This is a genomic window from Pontibacillus sp. HN14 (genome assembly GCF_021129245.1).
Classification (GTDB): Bacteria; Bacillota; Bacilli; order Bacillales; family BH030062; genus Pontibacillus.
This window is the reverse complement of record NZ_JAJOLR010000004.1, coordinates 271595-296209: the sequence shown is the minus strand read 5'-3', so window position 1 is coordinate 296209 and position 24615 is coordinate 271595. Positions and strand designations below refer to the sequence as shown.

Sequence of the window (24615 nt, the reverse complement as noted above, 5' to 3'; positions counted from 1 at the left end):
GCTTATAGATTCGTAAACTACTGAAGAGGAGTGGCTTTATGCTACGAGAAGCAATTTACCATCGTCCAACGAACAACTTTGCCTATGCCTATACGAAAGAAGAACTTCATCTTTACTTACGTACTAAAAAAGGAGATGTCGATCAAATCGAACTGATTCACGGAGACCCCTATCACTTTGAGAAGAAAAGTGGATGGCAATATGAAAAATCTCCTATGACGTGTTCTGGCACTGACGCTTTGTTTGATTATTGGTTCACTTCTGTAAAACCTCCCTACCGCCGCCTTCGCTACGGCTTTAAACTGACAGACAGCCAAGAATCGATCGTGTACGGAGAAAAAGGATTTCTAGATGAACCAACATCAGAAGACATGGGCTTTTATTTTGCTTTCCCTTTCCTTAATGGAATTGATGTCTTCACGCCTCCTGAGTGGGTGAAAGATACAGTATGGTATCAGATTTTCCCTGAGCGATTCGGAAACGGAGACCCTTCATTGAATCCAGAAGGTACCGTTCCCTGGCGCAGTGAAGAGCCAAAAGTCGACAACTTCTTTGGCGGTGACTTTGAAGGGATTATACAACATCTTGATTACTTAGTTGAATTAGGCATTACAGGCATTTACATGACGCCGATCTTTAAAGCCTATTCGAACCATAAATATGACACCATTGATTACTATGAAATTGACCCTCAATTTGGGGATAAAGAAACCTTTAAGAAATTAGTAGATACCTGTCATGAGAAAGGCATCCGTGTCATGCTTGATGCGGTCTTTAACCATAGCGGTTACTACTTCCCTGCCTTTCAGGATGTTTTAGAAAATGGTGAAGATTCGATTTATCAAGATTGGTTCCATACGAGAGAGTTCCCTCTTCAAGAAGAGCCTCACCCAAATTATGATACGTTCGCCTTTGAGAAATCGATGCCTAAGTTAAATACAGAAAACCCTGAAGTAAAAGATTACCTTCTTGGGGTCGCCCGCTACTGGGTAGAAGAATTTGATATCGATGGATGGCGCTTAGATGTTGCGAATGAGGTCGATCATCAGTTCTGGAGAGAATTCCGATCCGTCGTGAAATCAGCTAAAAAGGACGCGTACATTTTAGGTGAGATTTGGCATGACTCGATGCCGTGGTTAGAGGGAGACCAATTTGATGCGGTCATGAACTACCCGTTCACAGAAGCTTCCTTAAACTACTTCGCCAAAGAAAAAATGAACGCTTTAGAATTCTCCGATGAATTAACGAAAGTACTTCATATGTATCCAGACAACGTAAATGAAGTCCAGTTTAACCTGCTTGGCAGTCATGACACACCGCGAATTCTGACAGAAAGTAAAGAGGATAAAGATAAAGTGAAGCAACTCTTCCTCTTCCAGCTATCCTTTATTGGAACACCTTGCATTTACTACGGAGATGAGATTGCGATGACAGGCGACCATGATCCAGGTTGTCGCAAGTGTATGATTTGGGAGGAAGAAGACCAGGACCGTGAGATGTTTACCTTCGTTCAGAAGCTCATTCAATTACGTAAAGACATTCCAGTATTCGGGAATCACGGAGACTTCCGCGTATTGCATGCAGACCCTGAACAGAATACGCTTATTTACAAAAAATCAAATGCAGATACCACGCTTCTGTTTATTTTAAATCCCACCGATTCATCAAGATCCATCCCGATTCCAGAAGCTTATCAAGACCTAAAAGGGACGGATGTATGGAGTGGGGATACGTTAGATTTGTCTAATTCTACTACATTAGAACCTTACCAGTTTCAAATCATTCACTATTAAAGTCAGAGAAAGAGGGATCCATAGGGATGCCTCTTTCCTTCTGCTTATGAGGAGCCCCCATTATGAAGGCACAATCCAAAACGAAAATGACCCTTTTCTCGTTAACCTGGCCCATTTTTATAGAAATCATGCTCCATATGTTAATGGGAAATGCCGATACACTGATGCTCAGTCAATATTCCGATCACTCTGTAGCAGCTGTAGGGGTGTCAAATCAGATTCTATCCGTGGTCGTTGTGATGTTTGGCTTCGTCGCAACCGGAGCCGGTATTCTCGTTGCCCAGCATCTTGGAGCGAATAAGGACGAAGAAGCAGGATCCATTGCGATCAGTTCGTTAAGTCTGAATTTATGGTTCTCTCTCCTATTGAGCACAGGATTATATCTCTTCAGTGAACCCATCCTTCGAGTTATGGATCTTCCTCGGGAGCTAATGGATGAGGCGCAGCTGTATTTGCGTATCGTCGGAGGCTTGATTTTCATACAAGCCCTGATAATGACCACTGGAGCTGTGCTAAGAAATTACGGCTTCACGAAAGATGCGATGTACGTCACGATCGGAATGAATATTATCAATGTGATCGGAAACTACTTTGTTATATTCGGTCCGTTTGGATTTCCTGTCCTTGGCGTGGAAGGAGTCGCCTATTCCACTGCAATCAGTCGCTTTATCGGCTTCATCGTCTTAATTGGATTGCTAATTAAGCGAAGTGAAGGGGAACTTCCGCTTCGTTCATTCTTCCGTTACCAGAAGAAACACGTCTACGGACTACTCAGAATTGGCGTCCCCTCCGCCGGTGAACAGCTCTCCTATAACGCAAGCCAAATTGCTATTACGTATTTCATTGCCCAAATGGGGACAACGGCCATCACAACGAAAGTGTATGCGCAAAATATTATGATGTTTATCTTTCTCGCGGCCATTGCCATCGGTCAGGGAACCCAGATTCTGATAGGGCACTATATTGGTGCTAAGAGATTAGAAGATGCCTATAAACAAGGACTCAAAAGCGCCAGATTAGCCATTGGAATTTCTGTCGGAATGTCGATCATCGTTTATTTCTTTAGCGATGCATTACTCGGGATTTTCACATCCAATGAAGCTATTATCGAGAAAGGCTCACTTTTACTGCTCCTGACCATCCTTTTAGAACCAGGCCGAGCAACAAACCTAACCGTCATCAGCTCCCTCCGTGCAGCAGGCGATGTCCAATTCCCCGTTATCATCGGAATTCTATCCATGTGGGGCATCAGCGTAACCTTCGGCTGGTTCTTCGGCCTCTACTTAAACATGGGACTAGCCGGAATCTGGATCGGCTTCATCACAGACGAATGGCTCCGCGGGCTCCTTATGACGAGGAGGTGGAAGAAGAGGAAATGGAAGCAAAAAGCCTTCGTCTAACTCTCACGTTAACGCTCTAAAGAAGATCAGCGTGTCAGACACCCTTTGGTGCGTTAGGGCGTGAAAGAAGCTACTCCTAAGTTTGGAGTAGCTTCTTTTTAATTCATATTTCATATAATTTGCCTGCCGGGTCTAAACAGGGCATTTCCGCTTTTGTTATCATCCAGCTCCGATGCCCCAGACCCTCGGGACATAAGCGGTTGATCTGCATGAAGGAAGAACACTTCATTCCGATCCCCCACTTATGCCTGCCGGGTCTAAACGGGGCATTTCCGCTTTTGTTATCATCCAGCTCCATTGCCCCAGACCCTCGGGACATAAGCGGTTGATCTGCATGAAGGAAGAACACTTCATTCCGATCCCCCACTTATGCCTGCCGGGTCTAAACAGGGCATTTCCGCTTTTGTTAGACGTCTATCTTCACATTGTAAGTTTTAAGCCAGTGGTTGATCTGACCAAGGTGAGCGAGTAGCTGTGGTCCTGTCATGAGTTGCCCGAACCATGGTGCATCGATCGCTTTTCCTTCACTGTCGACAAGTTGCTGAATTCGTTCTTTCTTAAACAGGTTAAACAACGGCGCGTTTGGGTCGTCAAGAATTTCCCCAAGCCAGCTTACAACCGCTTTTGTGTAGACTGGATTGTGCGTCTTCGGATACGGGCTCTTCTTCCGGTATAGCACATCGTTTGGCAACAATCCTTCTAACGCTTTTCGGAGGATTCCTTTCTCTCTGTCTCCGTACCGCTTCATCTCCCACGGCACATTCCATACGTACTCAACTAAACGATGATCACTAAATGGCACACGTACTTCAAGACTTGCGCCCATACTCATGCGATCCTTCCGATCAAGTAGCGTGGTCATAAACCATAGCTGATTTAAATAAAATAACTGACGTCGCTGTGCCTCTTCTTTCGAGTCCCCACTAAACGCTGGGGTCTCAGCAATCGTATCCTGATATCGCCCCATCATGTAGCCATGCAAATCGAGCTTAGAGCTCCACTCATCTGTCAGCAGTTCATTTCGCACACCTGAGGACCGGATCCACGGGAACCCTTCTCGCGATAAATCTTCCTGGCGATAAAACCAAGGGTATCCTCCGAATATTTCATCCGCACACTCTCCAGAAAGAGCCACGGTCACATCCTTCTTAATCTCCCGGCAGAACCAGAGCAGCGAAGAATCCACATCAGCCATACCCGGAAGATCACGCATGTTCACAGCCTCTTTCAAGAGACCTGCCAACACGTCATTGTTCATAACAGATGACGAGTGTTTCGTACCAAACGTATCAGACATTAGTTTGATAAAGTCGCCATCGCTGTTCGGTTGGAATGTGTTTGCTTTAAAATACTTTTGATTTCCATCAAAATCAATCGAGAACGTCTGAAGAGGATCTTTTCCCTCTGCCTTCATATGATTTGCGGCAATTGCAGTGATCGCACTGGAGTCGACCCCACCGGACAGAAAAGTTCCAACAGGTACATCAGAAACTAATTGGCGCGTGACGGCATCTTCAAACAGTTCTCGAATCGTTTCCGCCGTTTTCTCCACAGAATCTGTATGCTCATGGCTTTCTACGTTCCAATAACGTGTAATCTTGAGCCCGTTCCGACTATACACCCCTACATGACCCGGGCGCAGTTCTTTAACACCTTTAAACACCCCGTGCCCCGGTGTGCGAGAAGGCCCTAATGCCAAGATTTCACTTAATCCTTCCTCATCAAGGATAGGAGAAATATCCGGATGAGCGAGAAGGGCTTTCAGTTCAGAAGCAAACACTAGCCCTCCAGCGTTCTCCGTGTAAAAGAACGGCTTCACCCCAAGGCGGTCCCGGGCGATAAAAAGCGCCTCCCTTTCCCCATCCCAGATCCCAAAAGCAAAAATTCCATTTAAGCGATCCACACATGCTTCTTTCCACTGCATATAACTCTTAAGTAAAACTTCTGTGTCAGAATGAGACTGAAAGCTCCAACCGAGACTGGCTAGTTCTTTCCGAATATCTTCTGTATTGTATAACTCTCCGTTGTAACAAATGGTATACGCATGGGAACCATTCTGAAAGGTCATCGGCTGCCTGCCACCCTCAGGATCCACTACAATTAAGCGCTGATGACCAAATGCAACGTGAGGCTTAATCCAGGCATTGGATTCATCAGGACCGCGGTAGTGAAGTGTTTTTGCCATTTTTTCAACGGTGCGTTCGTGTTGTGTGAGATCCTTCTGATAATCAACCCATCCACTAATGCCACACATCTACACTCATCCTTTCTATGCTAGAGCTTGCGATTCATTTTGTCTTCCTTCCCTAACATATGCCCAGATGAAAAAGATGTGATTTTTGTTAAACTACATAACAAGTTCCTGCCAAGTTGAGGATAAGGTGTGCCGGGAAACCACTCGCTTTCCTGTGGGGAGCTGGTGAGCCTCCTCAGCCGGCAAAGCCGGCTTCCGGGGTCTCACCTAGGCTCTTCTGCCCACGGGAGTCTCGCAGTTTCCCGGCACACCTTTTTCGTATTAAGAGTAACAAGCGCCAGGGGATGGGCCGTTAGTGTAAATACAGCTAGGGTGTCTGGGGAACGGGGAGACTCCTACGTGAGAAAGAGGTAGGCAAGACCCCGGAGTGAGCAAAGCGAATGAGGAGGCTTGGCAGCTCGCCCGTGGAAAGCAAGTCGTTCCCCAGACACCCTAACCGCTTAACAAAATTAACGGCCCCTCTACTTGTGTAACCTATAAAAAAAGCGTTGAATTGATGTACAATTCAACGCTTTTACACATTTCATTCCATGATTAACTTAATGGTAAAATTCCCATTGGCAGACGACCGAATCCTAGGACTAGGGCGATGATGATAGCAATGAAGAATTGAATCCATGCGCTTTTTGCGGATACGCGTTTTTGAGCGCGAACGGCGATCATTTCGACTGCGAAGATGACCCATAAGCCAGCTAAGCTTTTTATAATCGCTTCTCCTAACATTGCGCCACTTGCGTTCGCGAAATACACGGCAATCAGGCTACCACCAGAGTATAAGATTAACAAGTAATCCAAACGTAAAATCATGTGAAAGACTTTACCGACCTTTGGCTTTCCTAAACGATCAAACCATACCGTCAGGCCAAGCAAGATTAATGCTAATACCCATGACGTGATATGTAAGTGCGTTTGTCCATCCATGTTTTTTCCTCCTTTTACATACAACTTACCACCGATATCATACCAAAAAAACATAAGAACTGCGAATGTTTACTCTTTCCTTTCCTAACTAACAAAAAATTCTGAAAAGCTGTTATACTGTTGGTAGATTCTTTAATTGATGGAGGGATACAATGACACATACAAGTGAACAAATTATTGAACAAACTCAGGAATATGGGGCGAAGAACTATCATCCCCTTCCAATTGTCATCGCCAAAGCAGAGGGTGTATGGGTAGAGGATCCTGAAGGCAATCGATATATGGATATGTTAAGTGCTTATTCAGCTGTTAATCAGGGCCACCGCCATCCTAAGATTATCGATGCGCTGACTGAGCAGGCTTCACGAGTAACCTTAACGTCTCGTGCGTTTCATAATGATCAGCTCGGTCCTTGGTATGAAAAGATTTGTAAATTAACCAATAAAGAAATGGCCCTTCCTATGAATACAGGCGCAGAGGCTGTGGAGACAGCGATTAAGGCTGCTCGTCGCTGGTCATATGATGTAAAAGGCGTCGCGGAAGACCAGGCTGAGATTATTGCATGCGTAGGCAATTTCCACGGGCGCACAATGACAGCGGTTTCTTTATCGTCTGAAGCAGAATATAAGCGTGGATTTGGCCCTATGCTTCCAGGAATTAAGGTCATCCCATATGGAGATGCCGATGCATTGCGTGAAGCCATTACAGAGAATACAGCTGCGTTCTTATTTGAACCGATCCAAGGAGAAGCTGGTATTGTCATCCCTCCTGAAGGGTTCTTAAAAGAGGCTTATGATATTTGTAAAGAGAACAACGTACTTTATATTGCAGATGAGATTCAAGCTGGCCTCGCACGCACGGGTAAAATGTTTGCTTGTGATTGGGAAAATGTATCTCCAGATATGCTCATTTTAGGTAAAGCACTCGGTGGAGGCGTCTTCCCGATCTCTTGTATCGTGGCTAATAAAGAAGTACTAGGTGTCTTCAACCCTGGTTCACATGGTTCAACATTTGGCGGAAATCCACTAGCATGTGCTGTGTCCGTTGCTTCTCTTGAAGTATTAGAAGAAGAAAACCTTGCTAACCGCTCTCTGGAACTCGGTGAATATATGATGAGCGAGCTTCGTTCCATCGATAACCCTAAAATCAAAGAAGTGCGCGGCAAAGGCCTCTTCATCGGCGTTGAAATGACAGAACCTGCACGCAAATACTGTGAAGAACTAAAGGCTAAAGGGCTTCTTTGTAAAGAAACCCACGAAAGCGTCATCCGCTTCGCCCCTCCACTTGTTATTGATAAAGAAGATCTGGACTGGGCCATTCAACAAATCAAAGACGTATTAACACCAAAAGCGTAAGCTCCCCGTTCAGCAACGTATAGACTGGACTGAACCGCCGCGAGATCTAGGAAACACAATGAGCCCTCGGCGAATTGATGTTGACTGATCGACCAGAGGTGAGGGAAGTCTACTAGTTGCTGGGGAGCTGGAGCTAGACGAACCAAAAGCGTAAGCCCCCCGTTCAGCAACGTATAGACTGGACTGAACCGCCGCGAGATCTAGGAAACACAATGAGCCCCCGGCGAATTGATGTTGACTGATCGACCGGAGGTGAAGGAAGTCTACTAGTTGCTGGGGAGCTGGAGCTAGACGAACCAAAAGCGTAAGCTCCCCGCTTAGCAACGTATAGACTGGACTAAAATGCAAAAAGAGCGCCGGAACTTTTTTAAGTCCCGGCGCTCTTTTCTTATAATTTCTTAATCTCTTGATCCGTTGGCATAATAATAGCAGCGGCAATATAAAGCAATAACGCAAATCCGCCTGTGAAAAAGCATAATACAACCATGGAGATGCGCAAAAGGCTTACATCAATATTATAAAGTTCGCTAAGTCCACCCAAAACGCCTGACATTTGATGATCTTGCGTGGAACGATAGAGTTTTTTCATAAGACTTCCTCCTGTAGCTTTCTATACCTTTTCTACGGATGAGCGAATTCCAACGTTTCACTTTTCTATCAACCTACTACAATGCCTTCACATATCCTCCATCAACGACAAGCGCCTGCCCGGTTACATAGGTATTCGCAAAAGATGCTAAATACACCGCGGTTCGGGCGAATTCTTCCGGTGTCCCGTAGCGTCCAGCGGGAATCATCGTCTCCATCTCAGCCTTTACCTCCTGCACCGAAAGACCACGTCTTTTAGCCATCTTTTCGTCTAGTTCCTCAACACGCTCTGTTTCAATACGACCGGGCCCAAGTGTGTTAACAAGGATGTCTTCACCTGCAAACTCACTAGCCAAACTTTTGGCTAATCCAACGATCCCTGTTCGGAACGTATTTGATAAGATTAATCCATCGATTGGTTGTTTAATCGAGGAAGAGGCGATGTTTAAAATACGCCCTCTGCCAGCGTCCTTCATATGGGGGATCGCCAGGCGGCTTGCCCGAATAAAACTAAGTAAATTCAGTTCAAAAGCTTTCTGCCAATCCTCATCAGTCATCTCCATAAAACTCCCCGCTGGCGGTCCTCCTGCATTGTTCACAAGAATATCCACGCCACCAAGCTTATCAGAAGCCGACTGGAACAACGCTTCTATACTATCCCCGTCTGTAATATCACACACTTCCGTATGCGGGGCTGCTCCTGTTCCACCAGCTTCCTGATGAATCTCTTCCGCTGCTTTTAAAAGATGTTCAGCATTTCTACTTGATATCAGCACTTCTGCTCCTTCGCGGACAAATTCCGTTGCAATTGCTTTACCGATGCCTTTACTCGATGCTAACAGAACCACACGAGCTCCTTTTAACCCTAAATCCACCTAAACCCCTCCTTCATTCTGTACCTCTATTGTACTGAAAAAGAGAAGGGGATTTCCAAGATTATGGATCTACTAGCTCCACGATCTTCTTCTGCCCCCAAGGAGCGACAGCCACTTTCGCTAATCTTTCAGAAGTTTCGAAGGACCTGCCCGTATTCTCTTCTACATAAAAACGCTCAATTCCATAGCGAATGCGAACCTCATCTTTCGTACTGCCTTTGTATTGACCTGTAAGAAGAACCTCTCCTTCTTTCGTCCCTAACCGTTGATGAGAAACAGCTTCCGCTTCGTAAACACCCTTGTTCTGCTTTACCTTCACGTACACTTTTTCGTTCCTCTTCGGTTCATCACCGACCCATTTTTCCTTTGAAATGGTTGAGATTTCATAATTTACGACTACATAATCCCCGTAAAAAAGATCGGTAGGATCAACGGGCGCGGTCTTCAGTTGAATCGTTTCCCCGAATACATCGATTGCATAATAGGCTCCGGCCATCCCGATTACATACAAGACTTGGAGGCTGACCAATAATGAAAACAGCCAACGCTTCATCATTCACCGCCCCCTTTCTCCTCACCAGATAACCGGTGGCGCCCTTTGTGTAACACATAGCTTAAACCGAATAAAAGGATACCGCCAATAAAGAAAAAGACGGACTTATTGAGAAAATCCCACGCCAACTGGACGTAAGCGATCAGAGTGCTAATCAAAAAGGCGCCCGTACCGAAATTGACAAGATGGGCCGACACCCGCTGCGTCCCCAAAATAAGATACCCAATGGATAAAGCATACAACAGAATAAGAGCGACGATCCCTCCGCCTTCTCCAATATATACGACAGGAAGAAACAACAAGAGGTTCAAAACACTAACCACCCTATCCTTCGTTAACAGAACAAGCAGACCGATCAGAAGGAGTTGAGCAATCAAGAAAACGACGTGAACCTCAAGTTCTTCCATTACCCACGAATCGAGCAAAAAGACTTCAATCGCTTTTAACAAGAAAGCTGCCCCGACCATTGTCATTTGTAAAGAAGGGAGATTGAAGAATCGAAGCGAGGCCCCTACATAAACCCCCAACCATAAGAAGAGTAACCAAACGTAATCGCTTCCACCTGCAAACACGAGGACAAGGGATTGGAGCACATATAGAAACCCGTATAGAAGGCCAAGGGAATCCCGGCGCAACCGGACAACCTCGAAGCCGCCTCCTAGAACGAATAGGAGAAAGATTCCGATATGAGCTTCCCCGTAGGTCATCCAACTATAAATCTGTCCTGCTGTTAAGATCACAAAAGCCAGGTATAACAGCGCCCTTTCCCTCCGCACTCCGTAAATCAATAGAGCAGCCAACCCCCAGAGGAAAAACGTGGTCGCATGAGTAGACATATAATGATACATCTGTCCGGTCAGGATCATAGCCGCTCCAAAGAGCAGAATACCGATGGCATAAAACGATGTACCAAGAGCTTTAGAACCTTTTTGGTAGGCTCGATCCCCAAAGAAATAAAAGCCAACAAGGGCAATTAGTAAGATCGCCATCTTTACAAGGTTTGGCATCACAGGCCAGTTGGAAGCCACAAAGGTCAGAAATCCAAGCCCGATAAACACCCCACCAAACATCGCCAGCAACCCTCTTGAATTCCGATTTGGATATCTTTTGAGTAATTGCTCATACTGCTCGTTTGAAATGATTCCTTCTTCTACCCAGACTGCCCCTTCTTTCTCAACCCAAGACCGTTTCACACTCTCTCACCTCACCATTTCTCAAGACTTCTTAAGAGGTTGTACCTGTCTGTATGTGAAGATCCTCCAGATCCACTCCAATAAGCCGTACCTGAAGAATTTTAACCATACATAGCTTCCCACAACTTGAAAGGCATAAATGATGACAACGAGTACAACGCTCCACGCCGGTGAAACACCTCCATATAATCCAAACCCTACCCCATAAAAGAGCACAAAACATAAGACCGATTGGAAAATATAATTACTTAACGAAAGCTTCCCAACATACTGAAACGGAATGAAAAGCTTTTCTCGTTTGTTAAAAAGCAGGGTGATCATCGTCATATAAAAAATCGCTGATGCCGTCCCGCCAATATTGTCCTGTGCCGTACTAAACCACTCGGGATTTCCGTATACATAAGGTCCCATCTTAAAAAGAACAAATAGCAGAAAGCTAATGACACCAATGCGTTTAAGGACAGCTGAATGTTTCCAAGGCTCGTGTAGCCACCTTTTCTTCGCTGCAATAACGCCAAATACCATGACAGGAAAGATCGAAGCCGCGAGAAACACCCACTGGTATACAGATGCATACACCAGTTGCCACGTCTCCCAGTTCTCTGTCCAAATGGTAAGTAGATTGTCGGACTGATAGGCTGCAAAAGCTTTATTAATTAAGAATTGATTAGCTTCACCAAGCTGGTCTCGAAAGCTATAGTATCCATACGTTACATAGCTCGTGAAGACCAACAAGATGGTGAGCGCCCACCAGGCCATAGCTTTCACAGAAGACCTTAATAATGGAAGTAAAAGGAAACCTAGTACCCCGTATGTTAACAAGATATCCCCATACCAAATCAGTATCCCATGAATGAGTCCAAAAACAATTAAGACGCTTAACCTACGTATGAGAACTTTCGAATAGAGCAGCCTTTTCTCTTCTAAGCTTTCCTTCATCATATACAGTCCAAATCCAAATAAGAACGAAAATAAAGTATAAAAACTGGCCTGGAAGAACAGATCAATTCCAGCCTGAACAGACCGGTTCAGATCGCCCGTCCACGCCTCTTCCCCGCCAAACAGAAAATAAGGGGCATTAAAGGAAGGCATATTCACCATAAAGATCCCAAAAATCGCTAATCCTCTCGCCGCATCAATCCACGGCAGTCGCTTACTTTTCTTCATTCTACACCTCCTCTATTTCGCTTGTACCTTAACTGTACGTTACCCTCCCTGAAAGAAGCAATTCTTTTTAGGTGATTAACACGTTCTCTTTCTCCGCTCATAAACTAATCATAAAGGAGGTATGCCTATGCCAGCTCAGGTGGGAGCCGTCAAAGTTGTGAACATATCAAGCTCAGCTATCTTTAATATCGGAGATGTTTATGCCATGGCTCCCCAGAGTTCTGCGAAAACCTTTGCTGGGGGAGGATCCTTTAACACAGGTGATGGCATTCACATTGATTTATCTCAATCCAATACGACCGTCTATGACCAGGATGTCGTAGACCAATCAACAGTTCAAGATACTGAATTTTAAGGAGGATGGATGATGTTTACCATTCATCAATCTATCAATATTCATTTCTTAAAAGTGGGCTCTGTGTCCAATTCATCAGTTTTCCAGATCGGTAGCGCTGGTGTCATTCAAGCTCGCTCAAGTCTTTACAACACCGGCGGTTATACAGAACCGGCTGAAGAAGCAGAAGCTGTGGAAGAAGGCCCGCTCGTTCCCTTATCGACTTCTTAACCTGCACACATTTTTCCTAATTCGCATACAGTATGCTAGGTAAAAGCCCAGAAAGGGGGAGATCTCTTGCAATATATGGATTCCTGGACCCAGTACTTAGAGAAGCTGCATAACCTGGTGGATTCGCAAACCAAGCAAATGAAAGAATTGGAGAAACGAGTTAGTGAACTAGAGCGAAAAGCTGAGGAAACCAAGCAAACACCTTCTACCAATATTGAAAAAATCGAATACAACTTTGACCAACTAAAGATCGAAACCCTCGAAGGGACCCTGAATATTGGCTTAACTCCTCAAAACGGGAAAGAATTCGGTATAGAAGATTTCGCTGTGGAAGAAAAGCCTTTTCCTCCTAAATTGAGCGGAGGTCAGGCCGTAAAAGATCAAATACTAAGTGATCTGCAAAACTACCTATCAGGTCAAGGCCCAGCTGACCTCCAACAAATTGCAGGACAATATGGTCGTCACTATGACGAAACGTACCAACAATTTATTCTTCAAGACGTCCAGAAGCAGCTCGATCATCGAGTTGGTGAGTATTTGCAACAGGCGAATACTAAAAACGGCGTGACCGATCAAGCTCAAATCGATGCGATCGTTAACCAGATTAAGCAAGAAATTCATGAATCCCTTCACCATTTTGTGCAAGGTCAAGCGCATAAAGGAGATGAATAGAGTGAAGTTTGAAGTTCATAATTGTGGTTTACATGTAGGGAACATCCGAGTAAGCGGAGTTTCCTCTTCTTCGGTTTTTTTAATTGGAGACAACGAGTCGATTGCGTTATCCTCTATCTTTGATACCCCTCCAGAATCGGTAATCTACGGACCACTCGTTCCGTTATCTGAACGGAAGCGATCGAAAGAAAAGAGAAAAGACGATGTATAAGCGCACTTCCTGTGTCAATCAGGTCAAAATTAATTCCCTTATCTTAAGCTCTATATTTGAAATTGGAGATGCTGAAGAAGCCGCCCCACGGTCAAGGGCCCTCGCCGTCCAGAAAGAAGGGGCGCTCTTTACAGATGAGGATTTCCCATTTAGCGGTTTCCCCGTCTATACATCCGAGCTTCCCCTATTCGATAAACAACTGAGCATTGAACAAACAAGAGTTCCTTGTGATCCTTATATCCATGTAGACTCCGTCCACATTCAAGGTATGTCATCAGCTGCGATCTTTCAAATCGGGAATCTCGACCATATTGATGCAGAAGTCCGCATTAAACATTTCCGCATCTTAAAGGAGATGGATGACGAACAATAACTTTTAGGTTGCATACCCTATGAAGAGAGACTTTCTATAAGGAAGGTGATCACATGCCATCCATTGTCGGACCTATCAAAATCAACAGCGTAGGCGGTGGAGTTATTAACTTTGGAGATTCCTTTTACATTTCTCCAAAAAGCTCCTCAAAATCAAACACAGGATCAGGAAGTGCCAACACGGGCGACTTTATTAATACAAATAACGGCATCAGTTCAACGAATCCATTTGATCCTGATGGCGTTGACCAGCCAACAGTTGCCACCTAGCATCTACCAAGACGAAATTACGCCCTGTAATTTCGTCTTTTTGTGAGGCTTTTAGCTAGAAGAGGCCGTTACGTTTAATGAGTGCTTGGGCAGGCTTTTGGACAACTCGCTTTCCTGCGGGGGAGCTGGGAAGCGAGTGTTTTCCAGGCCCACCTTACACTCAACAAAAGCTAACGGAAATATTCTCTCAATTTCTCAGTTGAAATAAAACACGGCCAAGGAGTCTCAGCTCCTTGGCCGTGTTTGTTACTTCTTGCGGTTGGATTTTTTTATGGTGATTTTCTTTTGTGGGTCTTGTTTTTTCACCCACTTCAGATACTTCTCCATATCCGGGTGATCCCGGAGACGTTCAAGCGTGTTATAAAATCCGGCCAGTTCAGCATTTGTAAACAATGCATGGATCTGCTTGTGGCAAGCTTTGCATAAGTCAGCCGTTGGTCCTTCTGCACCTCCGAACTGACGGGGGACCAAGTGGTGCTCTGTTGTTTCTAGGGGGCTTCGTCCGCATAGCTCACACGTCTCCTGATGGGCCATTTTCTCACCTCTCGTCTACTCGAGTTAACAACGTTGCATCAAAGAAATACAAATACTGTGCCGTGATTGGTTTCTTCCAAATTCGGCTCAGGGCTTCTGCATAGAGGGACAATTGGGTGCTGTATCGTTCTTTTAACGATTCCTCCGTTTGTCCTTCTTGTATTTTATCCGTCTTATAGTCAAGAATGATCCAGCCGCCTTCACCAGGGAGGATACAGTCGATCACACCCTGAACAAATACAGTTTCATCGGTTTCTTCCTTCCAGTCTGCGTACACTTCATGAGCGGGAATGGTTAATGTGAATGGTACTTCCCGATGGACCTCTGAAGACTCGATGACCATCTCACCCATCTCACTTTCAAAGAATGCTTCGATGGCTTGGATGTTAATCGCATCCGCTTCTTCTCTTGTGAGGTGTTCTTTCTCGACATAGAGTTCCACATACTCTTCAATTTCAGCGGCTGATAATTTCCTCGTAAACGGCAGATGCTGCATAACCGTGTGCATCGCACTACCCGCTTCTGCTGCTGTTAAAGAACGGTTTTCCTGCATAAAACGAGGGCGCTTTACGATCGGTTGCTTAAACTCCCGAATTAAAGAATCGGCGCTATACTCATCAGGCACTTCACGCTGGCGCTTCAATTCAGTCACAGACTGCTTAGCCCGGTGGTGAATCGCGTTTTGGTGAGGGTACATAAAGGATAGGCGCCTGCTCACTTCATCCTCTTCCTCATGCGTTTCACCCACCTGTTTCCACTCTCGAATCGCTTGTTCTAAAGCTTCACTCTGTTTCTCTTCCACACGATTTGGATTCTGATAGGCACTGCTATGCAGAAGACTGATTCTCCATGTGGATTCATCGTGAACGATTGATTCTGGTACGCGCATAATGGAACCCGTGCCCCGTAATTCTTCATTCTGCTGGTGGCGAATAAGCGCGGGTGCTACCCAGTCCAAGTAAGATTTGGATTCTAATCGGTAATGAGCCGGGAGAACCCAATGAGGATGTTCAACCCATTCTCGCCACTTCAAAAGCTTCTTCTCAAGAGAAGCCACATTTCCGACCATAACGAGCTTCTCCTTCGCACGTGTTAAGGCCACATACAACACACGCATCTCTTCAGCCAGGAGCTCCCGTTGCTTTTCTTTCTTTAAAGCATGATAGGCAAGGGTTGGATACATAATCCGTTTATTCGGATCGATAAATTTACTGCCGAACCCGTGATCTTTGTGTAGTAAGTATTTCGACATTAAATCCTGCTGATTGAACTGTTTGTCCATACCACCTAACAGGACAGCCGGGAATTCAAGACCTTTACTCTTGTGGATTGTCATAATCCGTACCACGTCTTCTTGTTCTCCGAGAGCTTTCGCAGCACCAAGGTCTTCCCCTCGTTCTTCAATTCGTTCGATAAAACGAAGGAAACGGAATAATCCTCTGAACGAGGTTGCTTCGTAACTCCTTGAGCGGTCATAAAGGGCTCGGAGATTGGCCTGACGTTGACGTCCCCCTGGAATACCCCCTACGAAATCGTAATAACCGGTTTCGCGGTAGACTTGCCAGATCAGCTCTGATAAAGAACCTTGGCGGGCACGCACACGCCACGTTTCAAGCCTCATCAAGAAATGCTCCACTTTCCCGGCGAGACGGTCATCGTCTCCGACACGCTTATAGGCCTGAAGCGCTTCATAATAGGAAGCCTTTCGTTTTGCCAGTCGAACGTTTGTGAGCTCGTCCTCATTTAGTCCAACAATTGGGGAACGAAGGACAGATGCAAGAGGGATATCTTGTCTCGGATTATCAATGACTTTTAACAGGCTGATCATAATTTTTATTTCAATGGCTTCGAAATAACCTGAAGATAGCTCAGCATAAACGGGTATCCCTTGTTGCTTTAACTCTTCAACAATCGTTGGGGCCCACGTCATCGAACGCATCAGAATAACAATGTCCCGGAACTGAATGCTTCGCTTCATCCCGGTTTCTTTATCCACAACCTGCAGCGCTTCTTCGTCTCCGTGACCAAGCCACTGTCTGATTTTTTGCGCGTAGGCACGGGCTTCAATTTGGGCCTTCTCCAGATCTTGAAAGCCTTCTTCGCCCGTCTCAATAGCAGTTGGGTCTTCTGGTGCTTGACGATCAATCACCAGGAGTTCTGCATCCGCATCAGCAGAGGTCAATTCGTCGTAAATGGTGTTGCTATAAATAAGCTCTGCATCTTTGTCATAGGTCATCTCTCCGACCTCTTCATCAAGAAGCTGACGGAAAATATAATTGGTCCCGTGAAGGACTTCTTTTCGACTTCGGAAATTCCGAGCTAAGTCAATTCGCTCAGAAGGATGGTCTTCTCCAGCGAACTCTTTATACTTTTGCAAGAAAAGCGTCGGTTCAGCGTGACGGAAGCGATAAATACTTTGCTTTACATCCCCTACCATAAAGAGGTTCCCAGCATGTTCACCATCTGTCACCATTCTCAATATGGTCTCTTGAACAAGGTTTGTATCCTGGTACTCATCCACTAACAGTTCGGTAAACTGAGCCTGGTACCCCTTCGCCACTTCTGAAGGCGATATGTCCCCTGGTGTAGAGTTCTCATCCATTAAGACTTGCAAACAATAGTGTTCAAGATCGGCAAAGTCGACGAGGGCTTGTTCTTTCTTCTTCTTCTGGAAACGTTCGTGAAACTCTTTCACAAGGACCATCAGTTGATCAACGACTGGGGCTAACGTCTTCATATCGCCTAAGTGCGCCGGAAGAGAGCGGGCGAACCAGTCTTCTTTTAAAGAAGTGAATCGTTTCTTGTAACGATCTCTGAGCGTCTTCACCTGATCTTTCAATTCATCCGAGCACTCCACCTTTTTACGGGACAGAGCTTTAAAGCCACCTGCGTTCTCCATAAACTGCTGAAGCTCGTGCCAGGAAATGTCCACAAGACCAAGTGCCTGCTGGATTTTCTCCCGGTCATCATCAATGGCCTCGGCGTAATGATACGGACCATCTGGCTCACGGGTCAGGTTTAAGGCTTGTTCTGAATCCGCAAGCATAGCGTGAAGCTGACTCTTCACTTCCCGTTTTAAAATCGTTAACCACTCGATCTCCTCTTCAGGGGTGTCTTTTGTCACATGATACATCCCTGATACTTTCTCCATCCACGTCTCTGGCCACGGATTTTGCATCGCAAAGTTATAAACGGACAGCATAAGCGATTCAACTTCCTGGTCACTCCTGTCCCCTGAGAAGCGATTCACAACTTCAAAGAAGGCTTCTCGCTCTTCTCCGTCTTTCCCGTACCATTCTTCGAACAGATCCTCTAAAATTTCCTGACGAATAAGATCTCCCTCGATCTCATCCGCAATACGAAATTGTGGATCAAGATCAAGCTGATAGGCATAACGACGGACCACATCTAAACAAAAGGAGTGAAGCGTTGAAATGGATGCACGTTGCAAGAGTGATAGTTGTTTCTTCAAGTGCATGGAACCTGGATTCTCTTCTAATGCTTTCTCAAGGGCTTCTCCTACACGGTTACGCATTTCCTGGGCCGCTGCATTTGTGAACGTCACAACGAGTAACGTATCAATATCTGTCGGGTTGTCCTGATTAAGTAGTTTTTGAATGATTCGTTCCACGAGAACAGCGGTTTTCCCTGATCCGGCCGCTGCCGAAACGAGAACATCCTTACCGCTCGTGTAAATAGCTTGTTCTTGTTCTGGTGTCCAGGATGGCATTATTCATCATCCCCCTCTTGCTTCACAATTTGTTGCAATATATCTTCATCCTTCATTGGTTTAATGGTTCGGTATTGGTTCTCTTCAAGGGTCGGATCGAACTGACAAACAGAACGGAATTCACAGAACGTACAAGCCACTTGCTGATTCTTCTGAAATGGATTGAGATTCACCTGTCCATTTGTGATCGATTCGCCTGCTGATTTCATTAAATCACGCACGTAGGTCTGGAGATGCTTAAAGGCTTCTTCTTCAGCCGTTTGTGAACCTTTACGGAATCCGCCCGCTTTCTTCAATCCTGCCGGGACAATCTTACTCATCCCTGTATCTAAATTGGTATCCATCATTTTCACAATGTTCTCATCCTCAACAAGCAACCCTTGCATTTTAAACTTCTTAAAGAGCTCGTCCTGAATTTCTGTGTCTTGAAGAAGCTGTGATCCTGAAATCATTGGGTTATGGACATGGAAATAGAGGACTCCAGCAGGCGTTGCCTGTGTGCCGAGCCATGTATCTGAATGAGAAAGAACGACGTCTAAGTAGGCAAGCATTTGCAAGGCTAAGCCGTAATAAACTTCTACGAGATCAAGGCCTTTTGCACTCGACTTATAGTCAATAATACGAAGTAAAAGCCCCTCATCTGCTTGAGCCCGGTCCACACGGTCGATTCGTCCTCGCAGCATGAGCTGAAAGCCATTGGCAAGATCAAGCGTCATTGGCGGGATCTTTTCCTCAGGACCAAATCCAACTTCAAGCCCTACGGGTGCGAATTGACTTCGTTTCGCTTGTTCACTGAGCATATGAGCCGCTCGAGCAACGACATCCTGCAATTTCTGCTGAATGTACTGATAACGGTTTGAACTATAGAGAATCTGGTGTTGCAGCACTGGAGATAGCTCTTGTACTGCTCTTTGTGCATACTGATTTGTGTCGTTCTCCGTAATACTATTCCAGTCGCGCCCCTCTACCTGAATCCACTCTGTAATTTGCTTTAACGCCTCGTGGAATAACTGTCCAATATCTGGCGCATCAAGCTTATACACAGAGCGTTCTTGTAATCCAAGACCGTACTTAGCAAAGTGCTGATATGAACAGCGATAGTACGTTTCTAAACGTGACACGCTCGCATTGACCTGCTTCGGATACAAATGATCCGTCGTGTTACGCCCTAAATTGGATGGTGTATTCTTATAGAACAAGCTTAGTAAAACCCGCTTCGTATCAATGGAATTCGTGTCATGAGCAATAAACCAGTCAAGCACATCCCACCAAATATCCTTCATCGGATATCCTCTTAAGTAACGAGACAATTGGGCGGTCAGGACAGAACGCGTTTTCTGAGGAGTGGTAATAAATCGTTCCGTCTCCTCATGATCATCTCCTTCTTCAAGAAGTGCCTTCTCCTCACAGTGAGGGAATAGTTCTTTCATACGTTTAACCATAGATGAAGGAACCTTCGCCTTCCCTTCCTCATTACTAAGAGGATAACTGACCCATAAGTAATCAGAAGCAGCTGTAAAGGCGAGATACACATAGAAGTGATCATCGAGCAGCTGACGCTTACTGCTATCGGCAAGTTGCACACCGTGTTCAGCCAGAAGTTCTCGTTCCTGTTCAGAAATCATTCCTTCCGCCTGTGGCTTCATCGGCCATAAGCCTTCATTTACCCCAAGGAGAAACGCACTCTTAATTCCTGTAATACGCGAGCGGTCTACGCTCCCGACAATAACATGGTCCATACTCGGCGGAACGTGAGCGAAGTTTAACGATTCAAGGCCCGTTTCCATTGTGGTGCGGTAAAGTTGTAAGGAAATCTTATCATTCCCTATCATTTCAACCATTTCGTCCATTAGTCCAATGACAGCATCCCACACTTGTTCCTGTTCACGGGACTTCTCAATCTGCCCCCGTTCGTCATACCAGTCACGCCAATGATCCAGCGTACCGGGTACTCGTAGTTCTTCAAGCCACTGAAACAGAACTTGAGAACGTTCTTTTACTGTAGAAGCTTCCCGGATTTGCTCATCGAAAGGAAGAAGAATCTTCACGACCTGATCGCGTAGCCGATTAATGCGTTCTTCTTTCTTTTTCTCCTCATCCGTCTGCGATAAATGGTCGAATCCTCTGAAACGCTTGTATCTCCAGGGCTCTTCACTAATCCAGCGTTTCTTCGTCCGGACGCCGTACTCGAGGCAATAATTCTCAAGCTCATCAATCGCATCTTGTGTAAGGGGATCCCTTTTGTCCCCTAGTGGGAAGAAGTCTGTTTTTAACAAACGGAAAATCGCCTCATAGCGCCAATTGCCTTCTATGACATCAAGGGCTGATCTCACAAACTCAACAAGTGGATGGTTCAGCATGGTCCTTTTCTCATCAATAAACACCGGAATCCGGTAATCTTCAAACACCGTTTGAATAAGGTCATGATAAACATCAGGCTCACGAATAAGAACAGCCATATCCTGATAGCGATATCCATGATCACGCACAAGTTCAATAATTTCTTGAGCGACCCCTTCTACTTCAGCACGAGGATGAACCGCTTGAGCGACTGTAATTGGAGCTTGCTCCTGGTATCCAGGTGCAGGTCTTGTTGTAAAATAATGCTCGAGATGCTCAAATGCCGGACGTCGCTCAAACCGTCCTTCCCCGCCGTAGACATATTTCACCTCATCAACCGGAACATTTATTTCTCGTGCGGTTCGCTCTAAATCCTGAAACGTATGAGCCGTCTGGTGGAAAAGATCCAATTCATCAATTTCCCCGTAGCGCGGCTGGTCTAATGTCAAAGCAATCGTGACACGTTTCGCTTTCTTCATCAGCGCTTGTAACACAACAAGTTCTTGCGGGGTAAATCGGTGGAAACCATCCAGATAAATTTCAGCTCCATTCAGGGAGTCTGCTTCCTCAATCTTCTCTGCAAGGAGCTGCAGTTGGTCCTCACTATCGATATATTGCTCACGAAGGGCGATCATAAGTTGCTCGTATATGTACGATAAGTCTTCTAGTTTATGTTGCAACGCCTCTTCACCAGCGTATGGGTGCTTATAATCTCCGATGGATCCTATATATTCATTCAACGAATCCGGAGTGATACGGTAACGCTTGAACTCCGTAATCATCGTTTCTAATTGTTCAATAAATCCTTGCTTCTCGATTGCTTTTTGGAACACATTCCAATCTGATTTCCGTTCTTCCGTGATCTTACGAAGCATCATTTGAACGCCTGTAGAACTAATCATTTTCTTCGTTCCGCCACCTGTTTCCTGAAGCACACGCCAGGCAAGGCGGGAGAAACTAAATACTTGAGCGCGAATACTTCCTTCAATACCTTCTTGCTTCAAAAGGGCATATTCCTGCTGGAACGTCATCTGATCCGGTACCATATAGAGAATCGGAGCCCCTTGAGGAGAATCTTTCAAGCTCTCTCTTATTTCTTCAAGACACTGTGTACTCTTTCCAGCACCAGCTCTTCCTAATAAAAATCGTATACTCATTCCTTACCTCCACTCTATGAACGTTTTCGAAAGGTTTGCATACAGTACGACTACGATTGTATAGAGGAGTGATCTGATGAAACCAAAGCGTATGGCAGCAGCTCTGATCTTCACCGGTATCTTTATCGCAAGCAACCTTTACACCATGCTCCCTCTTCAGGCTCAAATCGCAGAGCTGTATCACCTATCTGACTCACAGGCCTCTCTCAGCAGTTCCATGTTTATATTTCCTTATGCCATTGGACTGTTCTTCTTTGGCATGTTAGCCGATAAACTGCCACACAAAAAAGTTCTCCTGACCGGAATGGCTTCTCTTGCCGTTGTTACAGTCCTCGTCGGTCTTATGCCAACCTATTGGTTATTCATTGTACTGCGAGCTTTACAAGGAATACTTGCTGCAAGCTTTGCCCCGACAGCCTTTGCTTATTCCTTTGAACATTTTCATGGAAAAACACAAGCGTTTGTCATCGCTATGATCAATACCGGCTTTTTGATCGCTGGGATCTTTGGGCAAATGATCGCCGTTGAATTGGCACGCTTCGGATCTTATCGGTCGGTCTTTTTCGGCTTCTTTATCCTTTATGGCATTTGCTTTTTATTCATGAAACAGTCTCTCGTTCCATCGAAGCCCAAACCCTTTCAAACGTTATTTTCATTATCTCCTATTTTATCATTTTTTCAGTTCAGACCCTTGCAAAAACTATATGGAATTGCTTTTTTTCTCTTGTTCACTGTCATGATGTTTTACGGAAGTTTTGAGTGGATGATTGCCAGAGGAGAGATCGACATCCCCTTTTCCCTGCAATCATTTCGAATGATCGGTCTGGTCGGAATCATACCCGCCTTCTTCGCTGGCCCCCTGCAACAACGCTTCGGGGCCCCATTTGTATTAGGATTCGGACTCCTTACGTTAACCATTGGCTTCTCACTACCCTTACTCGCGCTCCACACATGGACGCTCCTTATCGCATCGATTCTAATGATCGCTTCCACCTCAATCACAATTCCAATGGTCATCCTACTAGTCGGCCAATTCAGCCAGCACTCAAGAGCCAGCGCCGTTTCCATCTATTCCTTCACCCTCTTAACAGGAGCAAGCATCGGAAGCATAGCCGCCTCCCTAATCCCACTCCCAACCATCCTCCTCACCACAGCCATCCTCTTTATGGGCTTAGCTTTTATTAGCTTTCGTATGGGAGGAGGCATTAAAAAGAGCACTCTATCCAAATAAGGATAGAGTGCTCTCTTATGTTAGAAACGTAGGGCTAGTTTGCTAATCGGCCAATAGCGAACATCCACTTTCCCTACAATCGTATCAATAGGAACAAACCCGAAGTACCGACTGTCTAAGCTCTCCCTTCGGTTATCTCCCATGACGAAAATATGTCCTTCCGGTACCTTTTTAGCACCATTTTCAATCTCCTCAAGGCTAAATGATTTCGTTAACGGCTTTCCATCATTAACCCGAAAAGGATCTAAGTATGGCTCGTCTACCTTTTCACCATTCAAATACAATGTATCATCTTCATACCGAATCGTATCTCCAGGTAAGCCAATGACTCGCTTGACATAGTCTTCTTTCTCATTCGCATGAAACACAATCACATCCGAATGACCGACGTCCTGCAGATCATAAACGACTTTATTCACCATTAATAGATTACCATCATAAAGCGTGGGTTGCATCGATTCCCCTTCAACCACGTAGCTTGCAAACAAAAACGAACGAAATACCAGGGCAAGGGCGATAGCGAATACAATGGTCCGAAACCATCTCCAGGCATTTTTCATAGTCATGATTTCTCCTCCAGAAATTGTACTACTATCATTTTACCCACATTCTTTTTGCCCTAATCGTTCGCACTTACGTTTTCGTGAGAGCGTTGCTGCAACTTCCGCTCAATCACTTTCCCGATAATCCAAAATATCGCTATACAAATTCCCACGACCACCGTCTTAAGAGGGCTCTTTGCAAATTCCGTAATGCTATGCCCCACATAGGAAATCGTAAAGATCATAACAGCTTTTCCTAACACAACAGCTAGTACAAATTGCTGAAAACTTACTTTCGACAAAGCCCCTACTACATTAATAATCGCAGAAGGAGAAAAAGGGAAGCACATTAACAAGAAGAGCGGACCGAACCCATGACGCTCAAGCCATTCTGTTACCCGCTGCACCTGCTTATTCCGTCTTATAAACAAGAAGAATCTCTTCTGTCCTAACTTTCGAATCACCCAGAAGACAAATACAGCCCCGAGAACCGCTCCGATCCATGAGAATAGAAAACCTTTAAATAATCCGTATGCAATTGAGTTTCCTACCACAAAAATAAAGAGAGGTAAAAAAGGGAGCAATGCTTCGAACATCGGAAGCAAAATACCTGGCAAAGGGCCCAATGCCTCGTACTGCTGCAACAGTTGCATAATAAAATCATCAAACGTGTCATCTTTAATCATTTGTTTTAACGCTTCTAAGTCCAAGTCTTGAATATTCATCATTCTAACTCCTAACAGCGATATAAGCTTCAATAAGGATCGCCTTTTCCAATGCTCTGCTCATTTATCAAAACAATCATAATCTTATTATAAATGGTAGCCACAATGTTGTGAAAAGAAACCTACTTCCCCCATCTCGAACATGTTTTTTTACAACATGGATACCA

22 protein-coding genes are annotated in these 24615 nt (G+C 45.1%); 10 read left to right on the top strand and 12 right to left on the bottom strand.

Annotated features, from left to right (window positions below):
* Positions 1 to 38: 38 nt before the first annotated feature.
* Positions 39 to 1793 (top strand): alpha-glycosidase, encoded by a 1755-nt coding sequence (locus LQ226_RS14880; protein ID WP_231418737.1) that lies wholly within the window; start codon positions 39 to 41, stop codon positions 1791 to 1793.
* A gap of 62 nt (positions 1794 to 1855) precedes the next feature.
* Entirely contained in the window at positions 1856 to 3193 is a 1338-nt protein-coding gene (locus tag LQ226_RS14875) for an MATE family efflux transporter (protein ID WP_231418736.1), read from the top strand.
* 406 nt (positions 3194 to 3599) lie between these two features.
* On the opposite strand, the gene asnB is transcribed toward LQ226_RS14875, so the two are convergent.
* Complete coding sequence (gene asnB / locus LQ226_RS14870) at positions 3600 to 5447, bottom strand: asparagine synthase (glutamine-hydrolyzing) (protein ID WP_231418735.1); 1848 nt, start codon at positions 5445 to 5447, stop codon at positions 3600 to 3602.
* Between the two features lie 534 nt (positions 5448 to 5981).
* Entirely contained in the window at positions 5982 to 6368 is a 387-nt protein-coding gene (locus tag LQ226_RS14865; RefSeq protein ID WP_231418734.1) for a YisL family protein, read from the bottom strand.
* A 152-nt stretch (positions 6369 to 6520) separates the two neighbouring features.
* On the opposite strand from LQ226_RS14865, the gene LQ226_RS14860 reads away from it, so the two are divergent.
* Positions 6521 to 7723: an ornithine--oxo-acid transaminase gene (locus LQ226_RS14860; RefSeq protein ID WP_231418733.1), complete on the top strand. Its 1203-nt coding sequence runs from the start codon at positions 6521 to 6523 to the stop codon at positions 7721 to 7723.
* A gap of 388 nt (positions 7724 to 8111) precedes the next feature.
* Here LQ226_RS14860 and LQ226_RS14855 read toward each other — a convergent pair whose 3' ends face one another.
* From LQ226_RS14855 to LQ226_RS14835, 5 genes are all read right to left on the bottom strand, one after another.
* The gene (locus LQ226_RS14855; protein ID WP_231418732.1) at positions 8112 to 8312 is read right to left on the bottom strand and encodes a PspC domain-containing protein; all 201 of its coding nucleotides are present in this window, start codon (positions 8310 to 8312) and stop codon (positions 8112 to 8114) included.
* A gap of 76 nt (positions 8313 to 8388) precedes the next feature.
* A complete protein-coding gene (locus LQ226_RS14850; RefSeq protein ID WP_231418731.1) occupies positions 8389 to 9186 on the bottom strand; it encodes an SDR family oxidoreductase in 798 nt (265 codons plus the stop codon).
* A gap of 61 nt (positions 9187 to 9247) precedes the next feature.
* Complete coding sequence (locus LQ226_RS14845; protein ID WP_231418730.1) at positions 9248 to 9742, bottom strand: GDYXXLXY domain-containing protein; 495 nt, start codon at positions 9740 to 9742, stop codon at positions 9248 to 9250.
* Positions 9739 to 10932 carry a DUF2157 domain-containing protein gene (locus LQ226_RS14840; protein ID WP_231418729.1) on the bottom strand — a complete coding sequence of 398 codons (1194 nt, stop codon included), beginning with the start codon at positions 10930 to 10932 and terminating at the stop codon, positions 9739 to 9741. Before LQ226_RS14840 ends, LQ226_RS14845 begins: the two co-directional genes overlap by 4 nt.
* 21 nt (positions 10933 to 10953) lie before the next feature.
* A complete protein-coding gene (locus LQ226_RS14835; RefSeq protein ID WP_231418728.1) occupies positions 10954 to 12099 on the bottom strand; it encodes a DUF418 domain-containing protein in 1146 nt (381 codons plus the stop codon).
* A gap of 127 nt (positions 12100 to 12226) precedes the next feature.
* Here LQ226_RS14835 and LQ226_RS14830 point away from each other — a divergent pair, with 127 nt between their 5' ends.
* The 6 genes from LQ226_RS14830 to LQ226_RS14805 all read left to right on the top strand — a co-directional run bounded on the left by LQ226_RS14830 (position 12227) and on the right by LQ226_RS14805 (position 14189).
* Positions 12227 to 12454 (top strand): spore germination protein, encoded by a 228-nt coding sequence (locus LQ226_RS14830; RefSeq protein WP_231418727.1) that lies wholly within the window; start codon positions 12227 to 12229, stop codon positions 12452 to 12454.
* Between the two features lie 9 nt (positions 12455 to 12463).
* Positions 12464 to 12664 (top strand): spore germination protein GerPB, encoded by a 201-nt coding sequence (locus LQ226_RS14825; RefSeq protein ID WP_231418726.1) that lies wholly within the window; start codon positions 12464 to 12466, stop codon positions 12662 to 12664.
* 75 nt (positions 12665 to 12739) lie between these two features.
* Positions 12740 to 13336: a spore germination protein GerPC gene (gerPC, locus tag LQ226_RS14820; RefSeq protein ID WP_231418759.1), complete on the top strand. Its 597-nt coding sequence runs from the start codon at positions 12740 to 12742 to the stop codon at positions 13334 to 13336.
* Positions 13329 to 13547 (top strand): spore gernimation protein GerPD, encoded by a 219-nt coding sequence (locus LQ226_RS14815; protein WP_231418725.1) that lies wholly within the window; start codon positions 13329 to 13331, stop codon positions 13545 to 13547. Before gerPC ends, LQ226_RS14815 begins: the two co-directional genes overlap by 8 nt.
* Positions 13540 to 13920, top strand: a complete 381-nt coding sequence (locus tag LQ226_RS14810; RefSeq protein WP_231418724.1) for a spore germination protein GerPE — start codon at positions 13540 to 13542, stop codon at positions 13918 to 13920. The genes LQ226_RS14815 and LQ226_RS14810 overlap by 8 nt, the downstream gene beginning before the upstream one ends.
* Before the next feature lie 53 nt (positions 13921 to 13973).
* Positions 13974 to 14189 (top strand): spore germination protein, encoded by a 216-nt coding sequence (locus LQ226_RS14805; RefSeq protein ID WP_036785040.1) that lies wholly within the window; start codon positions 13974 to 13976, stop codon positions 14187 to 14189.
* Between the two features lie 246 nt (positions 14190 to 14435).
* Here LQ226_RS14805 and LQ226_RS14800 read toward each other — a convergent pair whose 3' ends face one another.
* Genes LQ226_RS14800 through addB form a run of 3 tightly spaced genes read right to left on the bottom strand, consistent with a single transcriptional unit; the run spans position 14436 to position 21950 of the window.
* On the bottom strand, positions 14436 to 14723 hold the full coding sequence (locus tag LQ226_RS14800; protein ID WP_231418723.1) for an HNH endonuclease: 288 nt from the start codon (positions 14721 to 14723) through the stop codon (positions 14436 to 14438).
* Positions 14724 to 14727: 4 nt separating this feature from the next.
* Entirely contained in the window at positions 14728 to 18453 is a 3726-nt protein-coding gene (gene addA / locus LQ226_RS14795) for a helicase-exonuclease AddAB subunit AddA (RefSeq protein ID WP_231418722.1), read from the bottom strand.
* Complete coding sequence (gene addB / locus LQ226_RS14790; protein ID WP_231418721.1) at positions 18453 to 21950, bottom strand: helicase-exonuclease AddAB subunit AddB; 3498 nt, start codon at positions 21948 to 21950, stop codon at positions 18453 to 18455. Before addB ends, addA begins: the two co-directional genes overlap by 1 nt.
* 76 nt (positions 21951 to 22026) lie before the next feature.
* Here addB and LQ226_RS14785 point away from each other — a divergent pair, with 76 nt between their 5' ends.
* Positions 22027 to 23181 carry an MFS transporter gene (locus tag LQ226_RS14785; RefSeq protein WP_231418720.1) on the top strand — a complete coding sequence of 385 codons (1155 nt, stop codon included), beginning with the start codon at positions 22027 to 22029 and terminating at the stop codon, positions 23179 to 23181.
* A gap of 20 nt (positions 23182 to 23201) precedes the next feature.
* Here the strand turns inward: LQ226_RS14785 and lepB are convergent, their stop codons facing one another.
* Together lepB and LQ226_RS14775 are read right to left on the bottom strand one after the other, a co-directional pair.
* Positions 23202 to 23747 carry a signal peptidase I gene (gene lepB / locus LQ226_RS14780; RefSeq protein ID WP_231418719.1) on the bottom strand — a complete coding sequence of 182 codons (546 nt, stop codon included), beginning with the start codon at positions 23745 to 23747 and terminating at the stop codon, positions 23202 to 23204.
* 53 nt (positions 23748 to 23800) lie between these two features.
* Positions 23801 to 24448: a TVP38/TMEM64 family protein gene (locus tag LQ226_RS14775; protein ID WP_231418758.1), complete on the bottom strand. Its 648-nt coding sequence runs from the start codon at positions 24446 to 24448 to the stop codon at positions 23801 to 23803.
* Between the last annotated feature and the right edge of the window lie 167 nt (positions 24449 to 24615).

Bases quoted from the DNA above. Each gene is read 5' to 3' on its own strand.
- LQ226_RS14880 (WP_231418737.1), top strand. From the start codon at position 39: ATGCTACGAGAAGCAATTTACCATCGTCCAACGAACAACTTTGCCTAT.
- LQ226_RS14875 (WP_231418736.1), top strand. From the start codon at position 1,856: ATGAAGGCACAATCCAAAACGAAAATGACCCTTTTCTCGTTAACCTGG.
- asnB (WP_231418735.1), bottom strand. From the start codon at position 5,447: ATGTGTGGCATTAGTGGATGGGTTGATTATCAGAAGGATCTCACACAA.
- LQ226_RS14865 (WP_231418734.1), bottom strand. From the start codon at position 6,368: ATGGATGGACAAACGCACTTACATATCACGTCATGGGTATTAGCATTA.
- LQ226_RS14860 (WP_231418733.1), top strand. From the start codon at position 6,521: ATGACACATACAAGTGAACAAATTATTGAACAAACTCAGGAATATGGG.
- LQ226_RS14855 (WP_231418732.1), bottom strand. From the start codon at position 8,312: ATGAAAAAACTCTATCGTTCCACGCAAGATCATCAAATGTCAGGCGTT.
- LQ226_RS14845 (WP_231418730.1), bottom strand. From the start codon at position 9,742: ATGATGAAGCGTTGGCTGTTTTCATTATTGGTCAGCCTCCAAGTCTTG.
- LQ226_RS14835 (WP_231418728.1), bottom strand. From the start codon at position 12,099: ATGAAGAAAAGTAAGCGACTGCCGTGGATTGATGCGGCGAGAGGATTA.
- LQ226_RS14830 (WP_231418727.1), top strand. From the start codon at position 12,227: ATGCCAGCTCAGGTGGGAGCCGTCAAAGTTGTGAACATATCAAGCTCA.
- LQ226_RS14825 (WP_231418726.1), top strand. From the start codon at position 12,464: ATGATGTTTACCATTCATCAATCTATCAATATTCATTTCTTAAAAGTG.
- gerPC (WP_231418759.1), top strand. From the start codon at position 12,740: ATGGATTCCTGGACCCAGTACTTAGAGAAGCTGCATAACCTGGTGGAT.
- LQ226_RS14815 (WP_231418725.1), top strand. From the start codon at position 13,329: ATGAATAGAGTGAAGTTTGAAGTTCATAATTGTGGTTTACATGTAGGG.
- LQ226_RS14810 (WP_231418724.1), top strand. From the start codon at position 13,540: ATGTATAAGCGCACTTCCTGTGTCAATCAGGTCAAAATTAATTCCCTT.
- LQ226_RS14805 (WP_036785040.1), top strand. From the start codon at position 13,974: ATGCCATCCATTGTCGGACCTATCAAAATCAACAGCGTAGGCGGTGGA.
- LQ226_RS14800 (WP_231418723.1), bottom strand. From the start codon at position 14,723: ATGGCCCATCAGGAGACGTGTGAGCTATGCGGACGAAGCCCCCTAGAA.
- addA (WP_231418722.1), bottom strand. From the start codon at position 18,453: ATGCCATCCTGGACACCAGAACAAGAACAAGCTATTTACACGAGCGGT.
- addB (WP_231418721.1), bottom strand. From the start codon at position 21,950: ATGAGTATACGATTTTTATTAGGAAGAGCTGGTGCTGGAAAGAGTACA.
- LQ226_RS14785 (WP_231418720.1), top strand. From the start codon at position 22,027: ATGAAACCAAAGCGTATGGCAGCAGCTCTGATCTTCACCGGTATCTTT.
- lepB (WP_231418719.1), bottom strand. From the start codon at position 23,747: ATGACTATGAAAAATGCCTGGAGATGGTTTCGGACCATTGTATTCGCT.
- LQ226_RS14775 (WP_231418758.1), bottom strand. From the start codon at position 24,448: ATGAATATTCAAGACTTGGACTTAGAAGCGTTAAAACAAATGATTAAA.